This window comes from Streptomyces sp. NBC_00873 (assembly GCF_045207415.1).
Classification (GTDB): Bacteria; Actinomycetota; Actinomycetes; order Streptomycetales; family Streptomycetaceae; genus Streptomyces.
This window is the reverse complement of record NZ_CP108803.1, coordinates 54,535-73,301: the sequence shown is the minus strand read 5'-3', so window position 1 is coordinate 73,301 and position 18,767 is coordinate 54,535. Positions and strand designations below refer to the sequence as shown.

14 protein-coding genes and 1 pseudogene are annotated in these 18,767 nt (G+C 67.8%); 5 read left to right on the top strand and 10 right to left on the bottom strand.

The window, feature by feature from the left end; genetic code table 11:
- Positions 1 to 411: 411 nt before the first annotated feature.
- The 3 genes from OH809_RS00290 to OH809_RS00280 form a co-directional block, all read right to left on the bottom strand.
- Complete coding sequence (locus tag OH809_RS00290) at positions 412 to 1,452, bottom strand: ABC transporter permease (protein WP_406415269.1); 1,041 nt, start codon at positions 1,450 to 1,452, stop codon at positions 412 to 414.
- A complete protein-coding gene (locus tag OH809_RS00285; protein WP_406415268.1) occupies positions 1,449 to 3,044 on the bottom strand; it encodes a sugar ABC transporter ATP-binding protein in 1,596 nt (531 codons plus the stop codon). Before OH809_RS00285 ends, OH809_RS00290 begins: the two co-directional genes overlap by 4 nt.
- A gap of 131 nt (positions 3,045 to 3,175) precedes the next feature.
- Positions 3,176 to 4,216, bottom strand: a complete 1,041-nt coding sequence (locus OH809_RS00280) for a substrate-binding domain-containing protein (protein WP_406415266.1) — start codon at positions 4,214 to 4,216, stop codon at positions 3,176 to 3,178.
- 1,425 nt (positions 4,217 to 5,641) lie between these two features.
- On the opposite strand from OH809_RS00280, the gene OH809_RS00275 reads away from it, so the two are divergent.
- Entirely contained in the window at positions 5,642 to 8,437 is a 2,796-nt protein-coding gene (locus OH809_RS00275) for a GH92 family glycosyl hydrolase (RefSeq protein ID WP_406415264.1), read from the top strand.
- A gap of 226 nt (positions 8,438 to 8,663) precedes the next feature.
- Here the strand turns inward: OH809_RS00275 and OH809_RS00270 are convergent, their stop codons facing one another.
- Both OH809_RS00270 and OH809_RS00265 read right to left on the bottom strand, forming a co-directional pair.
- A complete protein-coding gene (locus OH809_RS00270) occupies positions 8,664 to 8,834 on the bottom strand; it encodes a hypothetical protein (RefSeq protein WP_406415262.1) in 171 nt (56 codons plus the stop codon).
- Between the two features lie 86 nt (positions 8,835 to 8,920).
- Positions 8,921 to 9,664: pseudogene (locus OH809_RS00265) on the bottom strand (helicase associated domain-containing protein); the annotation flags it as partial.
- A 112-nt stretch (positions 9,665 to 9,776) separates the two neighbouring features.
- On the opposite strand from OH809_RS00265, the gene OH809_RS00260 reads away from it, so the two are divergent.
- Complete coding sequence (locus tag OH809_RS00260) at positions 9,777 to 9,953, top strand: hypothetical protein (protein WP_406415260.1); 177 nt, start codon at positions 9,777 to 9,779, stop codon at positions 9,951 to 9,953.
- Here OH809_RS00260 and OH809_RS00255 read toward each other — a convergent pair.
- From OH809_RS00255 to OH809_RS00235, 5 genes are all read right to left on the bottom strand, one after another.
- Positions 9,943 to 10,203 (bottom strand): hypothetical protein, encoded by a 261-nt coding sequence (locus OH809_RS00255; RefSeq protein ID WP_406514805.1) that lies wholly within the window; start codon positions 10,201 to 10,203, stop codon positions 9,943 to 9,945. The genes OH809_RS00260 and OH809_RS00255 overlap by 11 nt on opposite strands.
- 366 nt (positions 10,204 to 10,569) lie before the next feature.
- On the bottom strand, positions 10,570 to 10,980 hold the full coding sequence (locus OH809_RS00250) for a hypothetical protein (RefSeq protein ID WP_406415257.1): 411 nt from the start codon (positions 10,978 to 10,980) through the stop codon (positions 10,570 to 10,572).
- Between the two features lie 34 nt (positions 10,981 to 11,014).
- Entirely contained in the window at positions 11,015 to 12,151 is a 1,137-nt protein-coding gene (gene manA, locus OH809_RS00245; RefSeq protein WP_406415255.1) for a mannose-6-phosphate isomerase, class I, read from the bottom strand.
- A gap of 152 nt (positions 12,152 to 12,303) precedes the next feature.
- Positions 12,304 to 13,227, bottom strand: coding sequence for an ROK family protein (locus OH809_RS00240; RefSeq protein ID WP_266992411.1), 924 nt, complete (start codon positions 13,225 to 13,227; stop codon positions 12,304 to 12,306).
- A gap of 20 nt (positions 13,228 to 13,247) precedes the next feature.
- Complete coding sequence (locus OH809_RS00235; RefSeq protein ID WP_406415253.1) at positions 13,248 to 14,486, bottom strand: ROK family protein; 1,239 nt, start codon at positions 14,484 to 14,486, stop codon at positions 13,248 to 13,250.
- Between the two features lie 224 nt (positions 14,487 to 14,710).
- On the opposite strand from OH809_RS00235, the gene mmsA reads away from it, so the two are divergent.
- From mmsA to OH809_RS00220, 3 genes are all read left to right on the top strand, one after another.
- Positions 14,711 to 16,258, top strand: coding sequence for a multiple monosaccharide ABC transporter ATP-binding protein (gene mmsA / locus OH809_RS00230; protein WP_406415251.1), 1,548 nt, complete (start codon positions 14,711 to 14,713; stop codon positions 16,256 to 16,258).
- A complete protein-coding gene (gene mmsB, locus OH809_RS00225) occupies positions 16,255 to 17,553 on the top strand; it encodes a multiple monosaccharide ABC transporter permease (protein WP_406415250.1) in 1,299 nt (432 codons plus the stop codon). The genes mmsA and mmsB overlap by 4 nt, the downstream gene beginning before the upstream one ends.
- A 76-nt stretch (positions 17,554 to 17,629) precedes the next feature.
- A complete protein-coding gene (locus OH809_RS00220; protein ID WP_406415248.1) occupies positions 17,630 to 18,736 on the top strand; it encodes a substrate-binding domain-containing protein in 1,107 nt (368 codons plus the stop codon).
- Positions 18,737 to 18,767: the final 31 nt, after the last annotated feature.

The window sequence follows — 18,767 nt, the reverse complement described above, 5'->3', positions numbered from 1 at the left end:
CGGCTGGTGCGCCCACGGGGGGCAGGGGCGGGCGCCGTTGGCGCCTTGATCGAAGGCGAGTTTCTGCTGGGATGCAGGGGCGGCGGATACCGACTCGGCGTGGAGGTCGCCACCGAAAATGCTGGCCCACCAGGAAGGTGCCTCCCGGCCCGGAGGCCCAGCTCCTGGTCCTCTGTCCCGACTCCGGCAGGTGTGGCCGTGCCTCGGATCTTCGGATGACTGGAGGGGGCGGAGTGATGGAGGGTCTCGGCGGGGAGCGGGGCTTAACGGCCATGGAAGGTCCTTCGGCGGGGGGTGAAGGCGGCGTGCTGGAGGGTGCCGTGCCGGGTGGGCCGGGGGTAAGGCCGGGTGCGGGCTGTGCGGTCGAGCAGCAGCTCGGCAGCATGGTGAGGCGGTCCGGCCTGGGAAGGGTCAGTGGGGCAGGCCGACAGCGCGTTCGCCGTTACGACGCTGCTGGATGACGACGGCGGCGACGAGGAGGACGCCCTGGGCGACGTTCTGCCAGAAGGCGTTGATGCCTTCGACGGTGAGGCCGTTCTCGAGGCACCCGAGAAGGGCGACGGCGAGGAGGGTGCCGCCGATTCCGCCCTTTCCGCCCTTGAGGGCGGCGCCGCCGAGTGCCGCAGCAGTGATGGCCTTGAGCTCGAGCCCTTCGGAACCGGAGACGGGCTGGCCGGAGCCGGTGCGTGCGGTGAGCAGGATGCCGGCGAGGGCGGCGACGATGCCGATGAGGACGTAGACGCAGATGAGGTATTTGTTGATGTTGATGCCGGCGAGGCGGGCGGCGGTGTCGTTGCCGCCGATGGCGTAGAGGTTGCGGCCGATGTCGGTGTACTTGAGGAGCAGGTGCACCGAGAGGGCGACGACGACGAGGATCCAGACCATGACGGGCAGCCCGGCGATTTTGCCGCGGCCAAGGAAGATGAAGACATCGTTGTTGAGGACGTAGCCCTGGGCGCGGCCGTCGGACAGGAGTTGAGCGAGACCCTTGTAGGCGGCGAGTCCGGCGAGGGTTGCGATGGTGGGGTTGACGCGGCCGTAGACGATGACGAGGCCGTTGACCACGCCGATGAGCAGTCCGACGCCGATGGCGGCGACCATGCCCACGAATGCGTTGGAGCCGGTGGTGGTGAAGACCATGGCGCTGACGACGGAGGCGACGCCGACCTGCGAGCCGACGGAGATGTCCAGGCCGCCGCAGATGATGACGACGGTCTGCACGATGGCGAGCAGGCCAGTGATGGTGGCGGCCTCGGCGATCACCTGCATGTTGGACAGGCTCAGGTAGTTGTCGTTGAGGATCCCGAACAGCGCCAGTATGAGAACGAGGGCGCCGACGAGGCTGGCGTTCTGCCCGCTGATGCCGGCGAGCAGCTTCGGCCGGGACGACGGTGTGGCGTGGGAGGGTTCCTTCGCGGCCGGGGTCGGGGTCGGGGTGCTGGTGAGGCTCATGATGCTGCTCCGGAGGCGCTGGTGGAGGCGATGTCGTCGGCCATGGCGAGGGCGAGGATGGATTCTTCGGTGGCTTCGTCGTGGGGGAGTTCGCCGGTGATCCGGCCGCTCTGCATCACGACCACCCGGTCTGCGAGGCCGAGGAGTTCGGGGAGCTCGGAGGAGATGACCAGCACCGCGACGCCCTCGACGGCAAGGTCGGCGATGATCTGGTAGATCTCAGCCTTGGCGCCGACGTCGATACCACGCGTCGGCTCGTCGAGGATCAAGACCTTCGGCTTGCGTGCCAGCCATCGGGCCAGGACGACCTTCTGCTGATTTCCGCCGGACAGCTTGCGCACTTCGTGGTTGACCGACGGAGTACGCACCCGCAGCCGGTCTGTGTATTCCTGGGCGAGCGAGCGCTCGGCCCTACGGCGCACGAAGCGGAAACGGCGCAGGCGGTCCAGGACGACGAGTGAGGTGTTCTCGCGGATGGTCTGCTGCAGGAACAGGGCCTGGGCCTTGCGTTCCTCGGGGGCGAGTCCGAGGCCGGCCCGGATGACGGCGCCGGGCTTGCCGGAGGGCAGCGGGACGCCGTCCAGTGTCACGGTGCCGCTGCGGAAGGGCAGGTCACCGGCGAGTGCCAGGGCCAGTTCGGAGCGGCCGGCGCCGATCAGGCCCGCCAGCCCGACGACTTCGCCCGCGTGCACCTGGAGGCTGATGTTCTGCACGTCGTCGGTGGTGAGATCCCTGACGTCCAGTACGAGACGTTCGGTGGCCACCCGCTGGCGGACGAACATGGTGGACAGGTCGCGCCCGACCATCAGGCGCACCAGTTCGCTCTCGTTCGTGGTGCTCGCCTGCTGCACGCCGGCCAGGCTGCCGTCGCGCAGCACCGCGATCCGGTCCGCGAGTTGGAAGATCTCCTGCATGCGGTGGGAGACGTAGATGACGGCGATCCCCTGGTCGCGCAGCCGGCGGATGAGGGCGAACAGGGCGTCCACCTCGTGCTCGGACAGGGAGGAGGTGGGCTCGTCGAACGCGATCGCCTTCGGTGGCACCGTGCCGGTCAGTGCCCGCATGATCTCGACCAGCTGCCGCTGGGCCGGGGTGAGCCGGGAGCCGATCAGATCGGGATCGAGTACGTCGGCGAAACCCAGCCGCTTCAGGTCCGCTTCGATCCGGCGGCGCAGTTCGATCCGGTCCAGTACGCGGCCGGCCTTGCGGGGCAGGGATCCCGCGTAGACGTTCTCGGCGACCGAGATGTGGGGGATGATTTCCGGTTCCTGCGGGATGATCCGTATGCCCGCGGCGCGGGCAGCGGCGGGAGAGGCGAGGGCGACGTGCTCGCCGTCGATCAGTACATGCCCCACGGTCGGCTGGTGGTCGCCGGTCAGGATCTTCAGCAGGGTGGACTTCCCCGCGCCGTTCTCCCCCATCAGTGCGGTTACCTGGCCGGCGGGGAAGTCCAGCGTGACACCGTCGAGGGCAAGCACGGCACCGAAGCGCTTGGTGATGCCCGAGACACCGACGGACCGGGCCGCCCCGCCGACGGCGTCATCGGGCGATGGGAAGCCGGGATCGGTGGTCGAACTGCGGGCTGCGCTCATCGTGGGGTCACCTCAAAGGCGTTGTGCACGGGTGGTGGGTTCGGCCGGCCTGGCTGGCCTGGCCGGTGCGTACGGGCCGGGCCGGCCGGCCTCCCGCCGACGATCTGTCCGGTCGTCGGCGGGAGGGGCAATCAGTTGCAGGTGAGGCCGGCGCTCTTCCAGGAGTGGGAGTCGACCATGGTGGTGGGGGCGAAGGCCTCCTGCGGGAAGTCCTTGCCGTGCTTGAGCTTGTCGTACATGGTCTGGACGGCCAGAGCGCCGACGTCCTTGCCGTTGATGAACAGCGCCGCCTTCATGCCGGACGGCTGGTCCGACTGCCACTCCTTGCACGCGAGGTAGGCGCCCAGGCCGACGCCGATGATGTTGGCGGGACGGGTCCCGGCGTTCTGCAGGGCCGTGACACCGCCCATCACGTTCTCGTCGTTGCAGCCCCAGACGACCCAGTTCTTGACCTTGGAGTTGGCGGTGATCGTCGCGGCGATCTTGTCCTGAGCTCCGGTGGGTGTGTTGTCGGTGGCCACGTTGATGGTCTTCACTCCCGGAACGGCCGCGTCGAAGGCCTTCTTGGAGGCGTTGACCCGGTCCCCGCAGACCGTGACGTCCTGCTTCCAGGCGGAGATGACGCGGGTGTCGGAGGCCTTCCAGCCCGCCTTCTTGAACTCGGAGGCCGCGCGCTTGCCGACCTCTTCGCCCATCTGGGCGCCGCTGAAGCCGACCCGGGGCACGAGGTCGGCCTTGCCGCAGCTGGCCGGGTCGGGGCCGGTGGAGCAGATCTGGTCGTCGGATGTCAGCAGGGCGACCTTGCCGTCCTCGGCCGTGTGCACGACCTGGGGGCCCACAGCGGGGTCCGGGACGACGATGATGACGCCGTTGGTCTTCTGGGCGACGGCGGACTGGACCTCGCCCACCGTCTTGTTGGCGTCGTTGCCGAGATTGACGATCTTGAGGTCGATGCCGAGCTCGTCCGCCTTCGTCTTGGCTCCGGCGGCCTCGCCGACGAAGTACTCCTGGTCGCCCTGCTTCTGGAGATAGGTGAGGGAGATCTTGCCGTCCGCCTTGCCGACGGGGTCCTGCCCGGCAGCCTCCTTGCCCGAGGAACACGCTGTGCTTACGCCGAGGGTGAGCAGGAGGCCGGTGGCGACGGCGACATGCCGCTGGAATGCAGAGGACATGGTGAAGCTCCTTTGTGCTGGCAGCGACCACCGGAGAAGGCGTGTTCAGGGGTCGTGCGGTGAGGAGAGCGAGATGGCCGTCGAGCGGCCGGGTGCGGATGCTCGGAAGAGAGGTAGAACCTCAAAATCAACCAGAAACCATCAGGTTCAAACGGGCACACATATGACACTGCTCATTACGGGAGAGTGTCAAGCCTGTGTACGGGGGTGAGATGAGTCTGTGATGTTTCACCCGGGACGGGGTCGCTCATCGGTCTTGGCGGCCTTCGGCATGGCGCAACTGCCGTGCTCCGCGCTGGTCTTGTCGTCGGGGGCCGCTGCGGAAGCGGCGCGCCGCACCAGTTACCCGACGCCGAGGCGACGCCCGAGGTGAAGTTGGCGGGCCCGCACCGATGGACGGCGTGGCGATGCTACCGTCCGCCAGACCCTCGCGGCACTCCTTGTTCCAGGAGGTGACGGGTGTGGACGGGTCGTCGGCGAGCAACTTCTGCCAGGTGTTTGCGTACTTCTTGGTGCCGGCGCCCCTGAAGTCGATGGTGACGTCGGTGCCCCTGGTCCTGTAGGGCGCTGAGACCGCACGGCGGCCGGGATGTCACCGTCGAACGCGCCATGCCCTGCTCGCCGGCTGCCGCCGCCTGCCCTATTGCTACGAGCGCAAGGCCTAGCACTTCCTCGCCTTCACGAGCATCGCCTGCACCCTCATCTGCTGCCGCAGAGTCGCCATATGGGATCACCTCTCAGTGCAGGCCGATGCCGGCCGGGGCTGTGATGCGCGGGCTGGACTGCACGCGTCCAGACGGGGGACGCAACGGGCGGATGTCGAGTAGTTGACGGGACGTTGTCTCCATTGCAGGTGAGGGAGAGACGCGGCCCCTCGCGCGCAGCCGCAGAAGCCTGCTGCGGGGCGTCACCGGCGCGGCCGACCTGACCGTCGTCTCCGGTGGTCTACTGACGGCCTGCTCCAGCTCGTTGGGCACTAACCTCGAGCTTTCACGTGGCAGGGCGCCCGGTGGGTGATCAGAAACGTGAAGAGTGCTCCTGGCCTGCAACGATGAGGCTTGTCTTGGGTCCAGGTCGTCGCATGAAAGGAGCACTCTCCAGGCGAGGAAGCGTATCGGGGTGCCCCGGAGGGCCCGACGGCGTTCGATGCGACCCTGCTCGCAATGGCCTGATCGCCATCCGTGCATGTTTCGCATGAGAGAACCAAGATCGCGCATCTTTTTTGCAACAAGGCTTGCTCAGAATGCGCCTGGCCAGTTAGATGTGGGCACTTGCTCGGGCGCCTGGGCGGTCGCTGTGGCTGCGTACGGCGGCGGCCGACCGGCACGACCGGGGGCCTGCGGCAAGCACCTTGTAGATCTCCTCCGGCTCCGTTCCCAGGGCTTTTGACAACGTTGTCTATTGATTTCCACTCTGGAGGCATTGATGAAAGCAAGCCGGTATCGGGGCAGTTCCGGGAGAGCCCCGGCCCGGACTTCGCTCGCGAGACGCGCGAAGCCGGCCCCCAGGGGGCTGGCAGCCCTGATCGCGGGCGGACTGCTGGCCGCATTGGTCCCGTGGATCGGCGCGACAGGCCCTGCGGCCGCAGCCCCGTCCGAGGTGACTGCGGCGTCCAACGTCGAGCATGTCAATCCCCTCATCGGGACGTCGGGCGCCAACAGCACCGAGTACGGGGGCATGATTCCCAGTACGGCGCCCCCTTTCGCGATGACCCGATGGTCGCCGATGACCCGCACCAACTACGTCAGCAGGCTGCCCTACCACCACAACGACTCGAAGATCACCGGGTTCATCGGCACCCATCAGCCGGCGATCTGGATGGGCGACTCCGGCTACGTGGTGGGCATGCCCGGAATCGGCGCGGTCAAGACGGCCGAGGCGGATCGAGGCCTGCCCTTCACTCACGCCGATGAGACTGCCGCGCCGGACAAGTACACGGTGAACATGACTCCGGCGCCCGGGCAGACGCTCAAGGCCGAACTCACCGGAACCTCCCGGGTCGGGCACCTGCGGCTGACCTATCCCGAGGGGGCCGCGACGAACTTCGTGATGCAGGCCACCCGGTCCGGAATCACCGGGAATGTGCACATCGACCCGGCCAAGAAGGAGATCACCGGCTACAACCCCGACCGCCAGGACAGCAAGCTCGGCCCGTCCAGGGCACCTGGCTTCAAGGGGTACTTCGTCGCGCGGTTCGACACCGCCTTCGACAGCTACGGCACGGCCAAGGGTGCGACCCAGTTCGACGGTGAGGGCGACCGCACGGACCAGGACCTCGCAGGCTACGTCCGGTTCCCCGCCGGCAGCGAGACGGTCAACGTCCGGATCGGGACCTCGTTCATCTCGGTGGACCAGGCGCGGGCCAACCTCGACGCAGAGGTTCCCGACGGCCAGGGCTTCGATGCGACCGCGGCCAAGACCAGGGCCGCCTGGGCCGACAAGCTCGACCGAGTCGACATCTCCGGCGCCACGCCCGACGAGCGCACCACCTTCTACACCTCCATGTACCACGCGTTGCAGTACCCCTCGGAGATGTCCGAGCAGGGCCGCTACTACAGCGCCTACGACGATCAGGTCCACGACGGCGTCAGCTACACCGGATACTCGCTCTGGGACACCTTCCGGGCGCAGAACGCTTTCCTCACCCTCTTCGCTCCGGAACGCATCAACGACATGGTCACCTCGATGCTTCAGGACTACAAGCAAAGCGGCTGGCTCCCCATGTGGAAGAACCTCGCCGAGACCAACATCATGGTGGGCACGAACGCCGACTCGATCATCGCGGAGGCTATCGCCAAGGGCTTCAAGGGGTTCGACGTGGACCTCGCCTACGAGGCCGTCCGCAAGAACGCGATGACACCTCCCGACAAGGACACCGAACTGTGGTGGGGCGATCGGCAGCAGGGAACGCCCGCCGAGGCGCGCGCAGGCCTGACGACGTACAAGCAGAACGGCTGGGTCGCCGCCGACCGCACCGCGGAGGCAGGCAGCCGCACCCTTGACTACGCCTACGAGGACTGGGCCGTCGCACAGGTCGCCAAGGCCGTCGGCAACACCGACGACGCCACGTTCTTCCTGGACCGCAGCAAGAACTACAAGAATCTGTACAACCCCACGACGGGCTTCATGCAGGCCCGCAACTTCGACGGCTCCTGGAACAACGGCGGCTGGACCGAGGGCGACAAGTGGGTATACACCAACGATGTCGTGCATGACGTCCCTGGCCTGATCGCCCTCAAGGGCGGCGACGCCAAGTACGCCGAGTGGCTCGACAGCTACTTCGACGGCGGACACAACAACCAGACCAACGAGCCCAGCCACCACTCTCCCTACCTGTACGACTATGCCGGCCGGCCATGGAAGACCCAGGAACTGGTCCGCCAGATCGCCGACGAGAACTACCACGCCGCCCCCGACGGTCTCTCCGGCAACGATGACTGCGGCCAGATGTCCTCCTGGTACCTGTTCTCCGCGATGGGCTTCTACCCCGTCAACCCGGCCTCCGGTGAGTACGCGGTGGGCAGCCCCATGTTCGACAAGGTCACGCTTCGGCTGCCCGGGTCCACCAAGCCGCTGGTGATCAAATCCAAGGGCGCAGAACTCAAGCCGTACGTGAAGGGACTCAGCCTCAACGGCAAGAGCATCACCAAGCCTTTCCTGAGTCACTCCGACCTCACCGGCGGCGGACACCTCACGTTCACCATGGACGCAGCGCCGCAGAGCTGGGGCGCTTCGACGACCCCGCCGCCCGCGACCGGGAATCTCGCCCTCCGCAAGCCGGTCACGATGATCAACGGCACCCCGGCAACCGCCTGGGGCAAGCCCACAGAGAACGCCGTCGACGGCAATCTCGCGACCATGGCACAGGCGACCACCAGCGATCCCTGGAGCCTGAAGGTCGACCTGGGCGCCAGCACCGCGGTCAGCCGGATGGAGGTCAACCCCGACTGGGAGAACTACCCGGTAAGTTACGACCTCAAGGTCTCGGCGGATGGGACCAACTGGACAACCGTGGCCAGTGAAGCCGACTCCGGCGACACCACCGACTGCGCCGCCCACGGCGTCCAGAAATGCGGCCAGCCGCACTCGTACACCTTCCCCAAGGTGAAGGCCCGCTACGTGCTCCTGAGCGTCAACAGCTGGGTCTCCGCCAAGACCGGCGCACCGGCCACCGGATGGGGCTGGGCCCTCAACGAGTTCGGCGTCTTCGCCACCAGCTGAGGACCGGCCGGACAGCTGCCTGCCGAGCAGCTGTCCGGGCCGCCGGACCGGGTCTGTACAGCGAACGGTGGGACTCGGTTGATTTCTTCTACCGCCGGACGCCGATAGAAGAAATCAACCCGAGTTGCACCGCTCGCTGTACACACCCACCTCACGCATCGCGGCCTCGACCTCTACGAGTACGGTCACGGTCCCAGCTTCTGACTCATCGGGCGTGCGTAGACGATCAGGGCGGCGTTCTGCGCTGCTGCACGGCCCACTCCACTCCCAACCCGGCGAGTGCGCGGAGCTGCTCGGCGTCGAGTTTGTCGCGGCGTGCTTTCTGGTTGCCGATCCAGAAGCCGGTGCGGTGCTGTGTGTCGTCGGGGAGGACCTCGACGTGGCCCCGGTCGGGCATCGCGCCCTGACGCTTTTGGCGATTATGCAGGTCAGTTGGTTGCCGGTCGGTATGACGTGTTCGGTTTCACCGCCCTGCTGCGGCTGCTACGCCCACTCGACTCCGAGTTCTGCGAGGGCGGCGCGCTGCAGGTCGGTGAGTTTGTCCCGTCGCTGCTTGGTGTTGGAGACCCAGATGCCGAGCTTCACGTCGTGCTGTTGGTCTTCGATGATGATCCGCTCGGTGTGCGACCGGACGATGGCGTGTGTCCCTTCGCGTGCGATGTATTGCGCGAGGGCTGCTACGCCCCGCTGGAAGGCCGCTGACGCCTTGCCCGCCCCCTTCGCTGCAGCCTTGGCGGCCGGGGCCGGACGCGCAGTGGGCTTCACGCCCAGTGCGGTCAGCCGTTCCTGCTGCTCGGTGGTCAGCTGAGCCCAGGAGGAGTTCGCCTGCCTCTCCAGCCACCGGCCCAGATCATCGCCCTCGAACAGCACGCCCGGCTCGATGGCCGGCAGCGCCCCGTCGGCGTCGAGCAGGTCGGCGAGCACCCGGTAGTGCCGCTGCCAGTCGAGTGGCCAGGGGCAGTTCCAGTCCTGATCGATCGCCGTCAGCTGCGCGGCCCGGGTAGCTGCCCGCTCCGTGTCCTTGCCCAGGCCGCCCTTTCTGCGGAGGTTGGCGATCAACTGTCCGATGGGCACCAGGTCGCTGTCGCGCTCGCCCCACACGGCGTCCTGGCGCGGGGCCAGGTGTCCGTGTGCGCGGTGGTACGAGCGGAGGGCGGCGAGTTTTGTCTCCCATGCTTCGTCTCCGGGTTCCCAGACCATGCCTTCGGCGTCCAGTTGCTTCTTGCGGTGGTGATGATCTGCGGGGTTTTGTCGGTGGTGGTTCGGCATCGTGATGTCAGTTCGGTGGCGCGCTGTCTGTGCTGTTCAGCTGGTTGTGGTGGGGGTTTCGGGTGCTGTCATGGATGCCGATCTGGTGCTGACGATTTTGGTGATGGTGCTGGCCAGCTGGTTACCGGTCGGTACAGCACGGTGTGTGTTGTCGCTGGTCAGGGCTGTGGTAGCAGGGGGTTGGGTGCCGAAGGTTGAGGCCGGGGCGGTCGGCGTCGCTTTCTACGGTGTGGGCTTCAGGTTGTAGCGGATTCCTGTTGCGGTGAGGTGGAGTTGTTCGCCGTTCTGGACGGTGATGAGGGGAAGAGTGGGATGTCCGGGGGACGGTCCTTGAGTTGTCCGTGGAGGCCGGCCATGGCGGCCTTCACCGCCTGCTCGTGGACGCGGGTGGCGGCCGTCGCCGCGGTGGCCCGGATGCGGGCTGCGCGGCCCTGCTCGCCGCCGTCGGCCGGGGTGGTGCGGGGCGTCCACCGCTGGTGCGGGGAGGCGTCATCCATGGCGCGGCCCTTCGCGGTCTGACGGTTGGTCAAAGCTATTGTGCAGACACCCCATTACCGTTTTGGTGGCCCCGCAACGGGGCGCCTGGCCTCCGGAGCTGGCCCTCGCAGCGCTGTGCTGCGTCGCGGTGATCCGATCTCAGCCGTGACCACGCGGGTCATGCACCCCCTCGGGGTGGCATTCCTGGCTGGTGGCCTGCAGTGTTGCCCGTGGGCTGATTGACCCCTGTGGCTTGCGTACGACCTTGAATTGACAGCCGCGTGGCTTTGTACGCGACAGGGAGCAGCGTTTAGACAGCAGTTCGGGAGGCACACCACTGCCGACACGCTGCGGATGTTCACGACGACGGACAGCAGCGATTCTTTCTACGCCCACTCCAGTCCGAGGTTGGCGAGGGCTGCGAGTTGTTGGTCGGTGAGGCGGTGGCGTCGGCTTTTTTGGTTGCTGAGGAAGACGCCGAGTCGTACGGAGGTGCCGTCGGGGAGCTCTTCGACGTGCTGCCTTCCGACGACGGTCTTCTCCTCGCGTTGGATGTACTGAGCGAGGGCTGCTACGCCCCGTGTGAACGCGTCGGCGCCCTTCGTTGCCCCAGCCTTCGTGTTGGTTTGCGCTGCGGTCTTCTGGGGCCGTGCAGCCGGTTTCACGCCCAAGGCCGCGAGCCGCTGTTGCTGTTCCGGGTTGAGTTGCGCCCAGTCGCGGGCCTGCCGTGCGAGCCAACGGGCTGCCAGTTCGTCGCAGCTGCCTCGAACCGCTGCCGGGTGGCCGGCTTCTCGCATGCGGCAGCCCGGTCGGGTGTCGTACAGGATGCGGTCAGGACGGGATCGAGGCGCGGAACGCGAGCCCGGATCCGGTCACGCGCAGGGGGCCGCCCGTTGCGGGAACGAAGAGCACCTCGCCTCGGCGCAGGGTCTCGCGAGCCGACCCGCGTTCGGCGGTGAGTTCGCCCTCGATGCACAGCAGCGCGCCCGGGCCGGGAGCGCGGACCTTGACATCGCCGCGGATTCTGGTGAGCTGGAACTGGGCCGCCGGGGTGGGGTACAGGTCCTCCCCGTTGGGCAGTTCCACCGCCTGCACCACTTCGGGCGTCGAGGGAGCGAAATCGGTGACGGCCTGGAGTTCGGCGAGGTCGATGTGCTTGGCCGTCAGGCCGCCGCGCAGGACGTTGTCGGAGTTCGCCATGATCTCCACGCCGGTACCGCGCAGATAGGCGTGGAGGGTGCGGGGGCGGGCGAACAGCGCCTGACCGGGTGCCAACGTCACCAGGTTCATGAGCAGCGAGGTGACGACGCCGGGGTCGTCGGGGTACAGCTCTGCCAGCCGCCGGGCCCACACGAGTTCGGGGATGTCCGCGCGGCTGGTGCGTACCTCGTCCACCAGCGCGGCGCGGTCGTCCTCGGGCCAGCGGCCCAGCAGCGTGACCGCTGCGCAAGGCCCGCCACTGACCAGGACATCGGCCACCCGGCGCAGCCGTGTACCACCGGTCGAGGTCAGCAGGGATGCGGCCTGTTCGGGCTCGGCGAACCCGCACAGCGCCTCGAACGCGGTGAGCGCGTAGAGGAGTTCGGGCTTGGGCCAGGAATCGTGGTAGCTGCGCTTCGGGTCGCCAGGAGCGAGTCCCGTGCGTTCATCGCGCTCGTACCCGTCGCGGGCTTGGCCGGCGTCCGGGTGCACCTGGATGGAGAGCGGCCGCTCGACCGCGAGAACCTTCAGCAGGAACGGGAGCCGGTCGGTGCCCGGACCGATCATGGGCCGAGGGGCGTCGGTGACCGCCGTCAGCAGCGACCTGCCGTCGGGGAGGATGGACGGGGCGCCCGGGTGCGCCCCGATCCAGAGCTCTGCCTCGGGGCCCGCCGTCGGGCTCGGGCGGCCGAGAAGGTCGGCAAGAACCGTGTGTGAGCCCCAGTCGTAGGGCCGGACCGGGTTGTGCAGTCGGAGCAGTTCGCTCATGTCCGCCTCGGTTGTCGGGTGGGGTCAGGGATATGCGGAGATCGGTGGGCGGGGCCGGCCCCGCCGTTCGGGGAGGGGGCGCGACCCCGTGGGTGATTCAGGCGATGCTCAAGGCGTTGAGCGCGACTTGGGGCTGTGCGGCGCGGCGTCGGTCATGGGCGCGACGCGGTGTCGACCACAGGTGCGAGGAGAGCGGTGCGTGCGGCGCCGAGCAGGCCGCCGTGCCGGCCCAGGGTGGACGGTTTCACGGTCACGCGCCGGACGAAATCCAGGGTGGTCGAGTCTGCCAGGTGTTTCCGCAGTGGCTCGAACAGGACCGGGCCGGCGGCCGCCACCCCGCCGCCGATCACGACCCGGTCGACGTCGCACAGCGTCGCGGTTCCGACGATGCCACGTGCCAGCGCCCGGGCACCGCGGTCGAACGCGGCGACGGCCACGGCCTCACCGCGGGCCGCGTCGGCGGCGAGCGCGCGGGCGTCGGGCCCGGTCCAGCCCTGCTCGCGGGCCCAGCGCACCATGGACGGGCCACTGGCGTACGCCTCGACACAGCCGGTCGCACCGCAGGTGCACTGCGGTCCGGCGGGGTCGACCACCACGTGGCCGATGTGGCCCGCGTTGCCGCTGGGACCGGCGTACGCCACCCCGTTGAGCACGAGGCCGCCGCCGACACCCGTGGACACGACGATGCCGAGCATCGAGGCTATGCCCTGTCCGGCGCCGAGCCAATGTTCGCCCAGCGCGGCGGCGATCGCGTCGCCCACGAGGTCGACCGGAGCACCGGGCACGATGTCGCGGACCAGGTCGATCAGCGGGAAGTCCCGCCAGGCCGGGATGTTGACCGGACTCACGGTGCCGCGCGGTGGATCCACCGGCCCCGCGCACGCCAGTCCGACGGCCCTGGGTGCCGTGGTGTCCACCACGGACGTGAGCAGCCCGCGAAGTGCGTCGTTGAGTAGGGAGCCGGGGATGGGTGTGGCGACCTCGGCGTGCCGGTACACCTGCCCCTGTGCGTCGACCAGGCCCGCACTGATCTTGGTGCCCCCGATGTCCACCGCGAGCACGACTTCCTGGGCCATGAGTGTCCTTTCCATGGGGATCAGTCCGAGAGGAGCGCCGACAGCTGCGGCGAATAGGTGGTGTGGAGGACGAGCGCCGCGGCACCCACGACCGCGGCGTCGGCGCCCAGCGGCGACATCGTCACGTCGACCACCCGGATGTGCCGGGACATCGCCCTCGTGGACACGGCGGACTGGGCGGTGTCGACGAAGAGCTTCTCGACGTTCCGGATTCCGTGGCCGCCCAGGACGACGAGGTCCACATCGGTGGCGTTGACGACGTTGACGACCACGGATGAGACGTAACGTGCCGCTTGGTCGAGGACTGCGGCGGCCAGTGGATCACCGGCCGCCACCGCGTCGTTGATTGCGGCGTTGTCGACCAGGGCTGGGTCGGCGCCGAACCGTTCGGCCAGCGAACTCTCACCGCCGGCGCCGAGCCTGCGGTGCGTCTCGGCGACGATCGCGGCCGGGCTCACGAGGGTCTCCAGGCAGCCCCGGTTGCCGCAGTAGCATTCCGGGCCGTCGAGCAGCACCGTCTGGTGGCCGAACTCGGCGGCGTTGAACGACCCACCCCGGTAGACCTGGTGGTTGAGGACCAGACCGCCGCCGATACCGGTGCCGAAGAAGAAGTACGCGAAGTTCACGGCTCCTCGCCCGGCGCCCGCCCACCGTTCGCCGACCGCGGCGGCGGTGGAGTCGTTGTCCAGCGTGACGGCCAGGCCTGTGGCTTCACTGAGCATCTGCTTGATAGGGACGCGGTTCCAGTGCGCCAGCTGGGGCGGCGCGACGACAATGCCGTGCTCCAGGTCGATCGGGCCGGGGCAGGCCAGGCCGAGGCCGAGGACGCGCTCGCGCGGCACGGCCGCTTGCTCCAGTACGTCCGCGACCAGGTCGGCCATCGCGGCGACGCTGTCGGCCGGGACGGCGCCCGCCGGTGTCGGGACACGCTTGGTGGCCAGGGGCTCACCAAGGAGGTCCACCACGACGCACGCGAGCTCGGCTGGGTCGAAGTGCAGTCCCACCGCGCTGCCCGCGTCGGCGTTGATCCGCAGCGTGGTGCGGGGCTTCCCCGCCTTGCTCACCCGGCTGGCGCCGTCCTCGCGGACGATGCCCTCGTCGATCAGCTTACGGACGATCCCGGACACGCTCTGCGCGGTCAGGCCGGTGTGCTGGGCGATCTCCAGCCTGCTGATGCCGTCGCTGAGTTGGATCTGCTCGAGCACCACCGCCCGGTTGTACCGCCCCACCTTGGGCAGATTCGTGCCTGCTTGTCGCACTGGAGGTCCTTCCTGTTCGCCCGCCAAGCGTCAGTCTGCACCGGGGCGTTGACTAAGTAAAGCAAATGGATTTACAGTCCTCGCCACCAGACGTCGCTGCGGCACATGAAGTGGCCCGGACGCGAGAAAAGACCTTCGGAGAAGTTGATGCCAACGTCATCGTTTGCCCCGCCTGGACCGGGCCGGCCCGGTCCAGGCGGGCCGCACGGCGCGGAGCCCCTGTCATGAGCGCCGCCCAGGTTTTGCTCGAGATGCGCTCAATCACCAAGACCTTCCCGGGCGTGACCGCCCTGGCCGAGGTCAACCTGGTGGTGCGCGAGGGCGAGATCCACGCCATCTGCGGGGAGAACGGCGCTGGGAAGTCGACGCTGATGAAGGTGCTCAGCGGGGTGTACCCGCACGGCGCCTACAGCGGCGAGATCCTCTACCGGGGCGAGGAGGTCCGCTTCGGCGACATCCGGGCCAGCGAGCACGCGGGCATCGTCATCATCCACCAGGAACTGGCCCTGGTTCCCGACATGTCGATCACCGAGAACGTCTTCCTCGGCAACGAACCGCGCAAGCGCGGTGCCATCGACTGGAAGAGCGCCCAGCGCCGCGTCCTGGAGCTCATGGAGCAGGTGGGCCTCAAAGAGGACCCCGACACGCTCATCAAGGACATCGGCGTCGGCAAGCAACAACTCGTCGAGATCGCCAAGGCGTTCGCGAAGGACGTGAAGCTGCTGATCCTCGACGAGCCGACCGCCGCGCTCAACGAGGACGACTCCCGCCATCTGCTCGACCTGCTGTGCGAGTTCAAGCGGCAGGGCATCACCTCGATCATCATCTCGCACAAGCTCAACGAGATCGAGGCGGTCGCCGACTCGATCACGATCCTGCGCGACGGGCGGACCATCGAGACGCTCGACGTACGGGCCGGCGGAGTCAACGAGGACCGGATCGTGCGCGGCATGGTCGGACGCGAACTCAGCAGCCGATTTCCCGAGCACACCCCCGACATCAGTGAGGTGTTCTTCGAGGTCCGCGACTGGACGGTGCGTCACCCGATCTCCACCGAGCGCCTGGTGTGCAAGGGGTCCAGCTTCACCGTGCGCCGCGGCGAGATCGTCGGATTCGCCGGCCTGATGGGGGCCGGGCGCACCGAGCTTGCTATGAGCCTGTTCGGCCGGTCCTACGGGGTCTGGCAGGGAGGCCACATCTACCTGAACGGTGAGGAGATTCAGCTGAAGTCGGTCTCCGACGCGATCAGGCACGGCCTGGCGTACGTGAGCGAGGACCGAAAGGCGATCGGTCTCAACCTCCTCGACGACATCAAGACCTCCATCGTGGCCGCCAAGCCCGCGAAGGTCGCGCGGTACGGCGTCATCGACGAGGCCGCCAAGCACCGCGTCGCCGAGGAGTACCGCCGTGACTTGAGGATCAAGACACCGACGGTCGACGAAGGCGTCGCCAAGCTCTCCGGTGGCAATCAGCAGAAGGTCGTCCTGGCCAAGTGGATGTTCACCGACCCGGACCTGCTGATCCTCGACGAGCCGACGCGCGGCATTGACGTCGGCGCCAAGTTCGAGATCTACGGGATCATCCAGCGGCTTGCCGCGCAAGGCAAGGGGGTCGTCGTTATCTCCTCCGAACTGCCCGAGCTGATCGGCCTGTGCGACCGCATCTACACCGTGTTCGAGGGAGCCATCACCGGCGAGGTCACGCGCGCCGAGGCCGATCCCGAACTCCTCATGAAGCAGATGACCACTACCAAGAAAACACCGGTGTCATGAGCGGATACCAAGACCTCAAGAAGAACCTCTTCGGGGGCACCACCTCCATCAGCCGCCAGTTCGGCATGATCTTCACCCTGGTGGCGATCATCCTGCTGTTCCAGGTCCTGACCAACGGCCTCACGCTGACGTCGGGCAACCTCATCGCGGTCGTGAGCCAGTACTCGTACATCCTCATCCTGGCCATCGGGATGCTGATGGTGATCGTCGCCGGGCACATCGACCTGTCGGTCGGCTCCGTCGCGGCGTTCACCGGGATCGTCGTCGCCAAGGCGATGCAGAACTACGACCTGCCGTGGCCGGCCGCGATCCTGCTCGGCCTGGCGGTCGGCGCGGTCATCGGCGCCTGGCAGGGCTTCTGGGTGGCCTACATCGGCGTCCCCGCGTTCATCGTCACGCTGGCGGGCATGCTGGTGTTCCGCGGCGGCAACCAGTTCATAGGCAACGCGGACACCGTCCCCATCCCCGAGGGCTTCCGCACGATCGGCGCGGGCTACCTGCCCGAGTTCGGCCTCAGCACCGGCTACAACAACCCGACCCTGCTGCTGGGCGCCATCGCCTGCGCCGCAGTGGTGTGGCGGGAGTGGCGTGCCCGGAGCACCCGGCAGGAGATGGGTGCACGGCAGGTGCCGCTGTGGATCTCCGGTGTGCGGCTCGTCGTGATGGTGGGCGTCATCGTCTTCGCCACGCTGCGCTTCGCGGGCGGCCGGGTCGGCACGAGCCTCCCGGTGTCGGGCATCATCCTGATCGTCCTGGTACTGGCTTACTCGTTCTACACCCGCAACACCGTTGGCGGCAGGCGCATCTACGCGGTCGGCGGCAACGCGCGCGCCGCGGAGCTGTCAGGTGTGAAGCTCAAGCGGGTCAACTTCTTCGTCATGATGAACATGTCGGTCCTCGCCGCCTTGGCAGGCATGATCTTCGTGGCCCGGTCGGCCGCCTCCGGCCCTCAGGACGGACTGAGCTGGGAACTCGACGCGATCGCGGCAGTGTTCATCGGCGGGGCCGCGGTGTCCGGCGGCCTGGGCACCATCAGCGGCTCGATCGTCGGCGGCCTAGTCATGGCGCTGCTCAACAACGGCCTGCAGCTCATGGGCGTCGGCGTGGACCTCGTGCAGATCATCAAGGGCCTGGTGCTGCTGCTGGCCGTCGCGCTCGACGTCTACAACAAGAGCCAGGGCCACTTCTCGGTCATCGGCTCGCTCACGCGGCCCTTCCGCCGACAGGAGACAGCGTCCGCGGCAGCCCGGACCGCCCCACACGGCGACAGCTCCAAGGCCCCGGCCGTCGGCTGACGCACCGCACGACGCACACCCCGGCGAACATCCCCCGCGGGACTCACCTCCTGCAGCCCATGAAAGGTATTCCACGATGCGCAGAATCCTCACCAAGGCACTGACGGTCGGTGCAGCGGCCGTACTGGCGCTCGGCGCCACCGCCTGCTCCAACGAACGCCAGGGCGAGGGCGGAGACAGCGCCCCCGCCAAGGGCTTCGCGGCCAACTCCCTCATCGGTGTCGCGCTGCCGTCCAAGACCTCGGAGAACTGGGTCCTCGCCGGCGACCAGTTCGTCAACGGCCTCAAGGACGCGGGCTTCAAGGCCGATGTGCAGTACGCGGGCGCGTCGACCACCGTCGCCGACCAGCAGGCCCAGATCTCCACCATGGTCACCAAGGGTGCGAAGGTCATCGTCATCGGCGCGACCGACGCCGCGCAGCTCTCGACCCAGGTGAAGCAGGCCAAGGAGGCCGGTGCGATCGTCATCGCCTACGACCGCCTCCTCACCAACACGCCGGACATCGACTACTACATCGCGTACGACAACTTCAAGGTCGGCCAGCTGCAGGGCCGGGCGCTGCTGGACGGCATGAAGGCGAAGAAGCCGACCAGGCCGTGGAACATCGAGCTGTTCTCCGGCTCGCCGGACGACAACAACGCCGGCGTGTTCTTCAACGGCGCGATGGATGTCCTCAAGCCGTACATCGACAAGGGCGACGTCGTGGTCGGCTCCGGCCAGGCCGATGTCAAGCAGACCGCCGTCCAGGGCTGGAAGGGCGAGAACGCCCAGCAGCGCATGGACTCGCTGCTGACCTCGACCTACAGCGGGGGCAAGACCCTCGACGGTGTCCTCTCGCCGAACGACACCCTCGCCCGGGCGATCCTCACCTCGGTCAAGGGTGCGGGCAAGCCGCTGCCGGTCGTCACCGGCCAGGACTCGGAGGCCGAGTCGGTCAAGTCCATCATGGCCGGCGAGCAGTACTCCACCATCAACAAGGACACCCGCAAGCTGGTCGCGGACACCATCAAGATGATCAAGTCGCTGCAGAGCGGTGGTACGCCGCAGGTCAACGACTCCAAGTCGTACAACAACGGCGTCAAGGTCGTCCCGTCCTACCTGCTCCCGCCGGTGATCGTGACCAAGGCCAACGCGGCCGAGGCGTACGCCAACGATCCCAAGCTGGCTCCGCTCACCAAGTAGGCGCATCCCTGTCGTGCGCGCTCCGGGCGCG

Excerpts from the sequence above, each read along its gene's own strand:
- OH809_RS00280 (WP_406415266.1), bottom strand. The coding sequence starts at position 4,216 with ATGTCCTCTGCATTCCAGCGGCATGTCGCCGTCGCCACCGGCCTCCTG.
- mmsA (WP_406415251.1), top strand. The coding sequence starts at position 14,711 with ATGAGCGCCGCCCAGGTTTTGCTCGAGATGCGCTCAATCACCAAGACC.
- OH809_RS00250 (WP_406415257.1), bottom strand. The coding sequence starts at position 10,980 with ATGCGAGAAGCCGGCCACCCGGCAGCGGTTCGAGGCAGCTGCGACGAA.
- OH809_RS00255 (WP_406514805.1), bottom strand. The coding sequence starts at position 10,203 with ATGGATGACGCCTCCCCGCACCAGCGGTGGACGCCCCGCACCACCCCG.
- OH809_RS00275 (WP_406415264.1), top strand. The coding sequence starts at position 5,642 with ATGAAAGCAAGCCGGTATCGGGGCAGTTCCGGGAGAGCCCCGGCCCGG.
- OH809_RS00290 (WP_406415269.1), bottom strand. The coding sequence starts at position 1,452 with ATGAGCCTCACCAGCACCCCGACCCCGACCCCGGCCGCGAAGGAACCC.
- OH809_RS00220 (WP_406415248.1), top strand. The coding sequence starts at position 17,630 with ATGCGCAGAATCCTCACCAAGGCACTGACGGTCGGTGCAGCGGCCGTA.
- OH809_RS00240 (WP_266992411.1), bottom strand. The coding sequence starts at position 13,227 with ATGGCCCAGGAAGTCGTGCTCGCGGTGGACATCGGGGGCACCAAGATC.
- OH809_RS00260 (WP_406415260.1), top strand. The coding sequence starts at position 9,777 with ATGGATGCCGATCTGGTGCTGACGATTTTGGTGATGGTGCTGGCCAGC.
- manA (WP_406415255.1), bottom strand. The coding sequence starts at position 12,151 with ATGAGCGAACTGCTCCGACTGCACAACCCGGTCCGGCCCTACGACTGG.
- OH809_RS00270 (WP_406415262.1), bottom strand. The coding sequence starts at position 8,834 with ATGCCCGACCGGGGCCACGTCGAGGTCCTCCCCGACGACACACAGCAC.
- mmsB (WP_406415250.1), top strand. The coding sequence starts at position 16,255 with ATGAGCGGATACCAAGACCTCAAGAAGAACCTCTTCGGGGGCACCACC.
- OH809_RS00285 (WP_406415268.1), bottom strand. The coding sequence starts at position 3,044 with ATGAGCGCAGCCCGCAGTTCGACCACCGATCCCGGCTTCCCATCGCCC.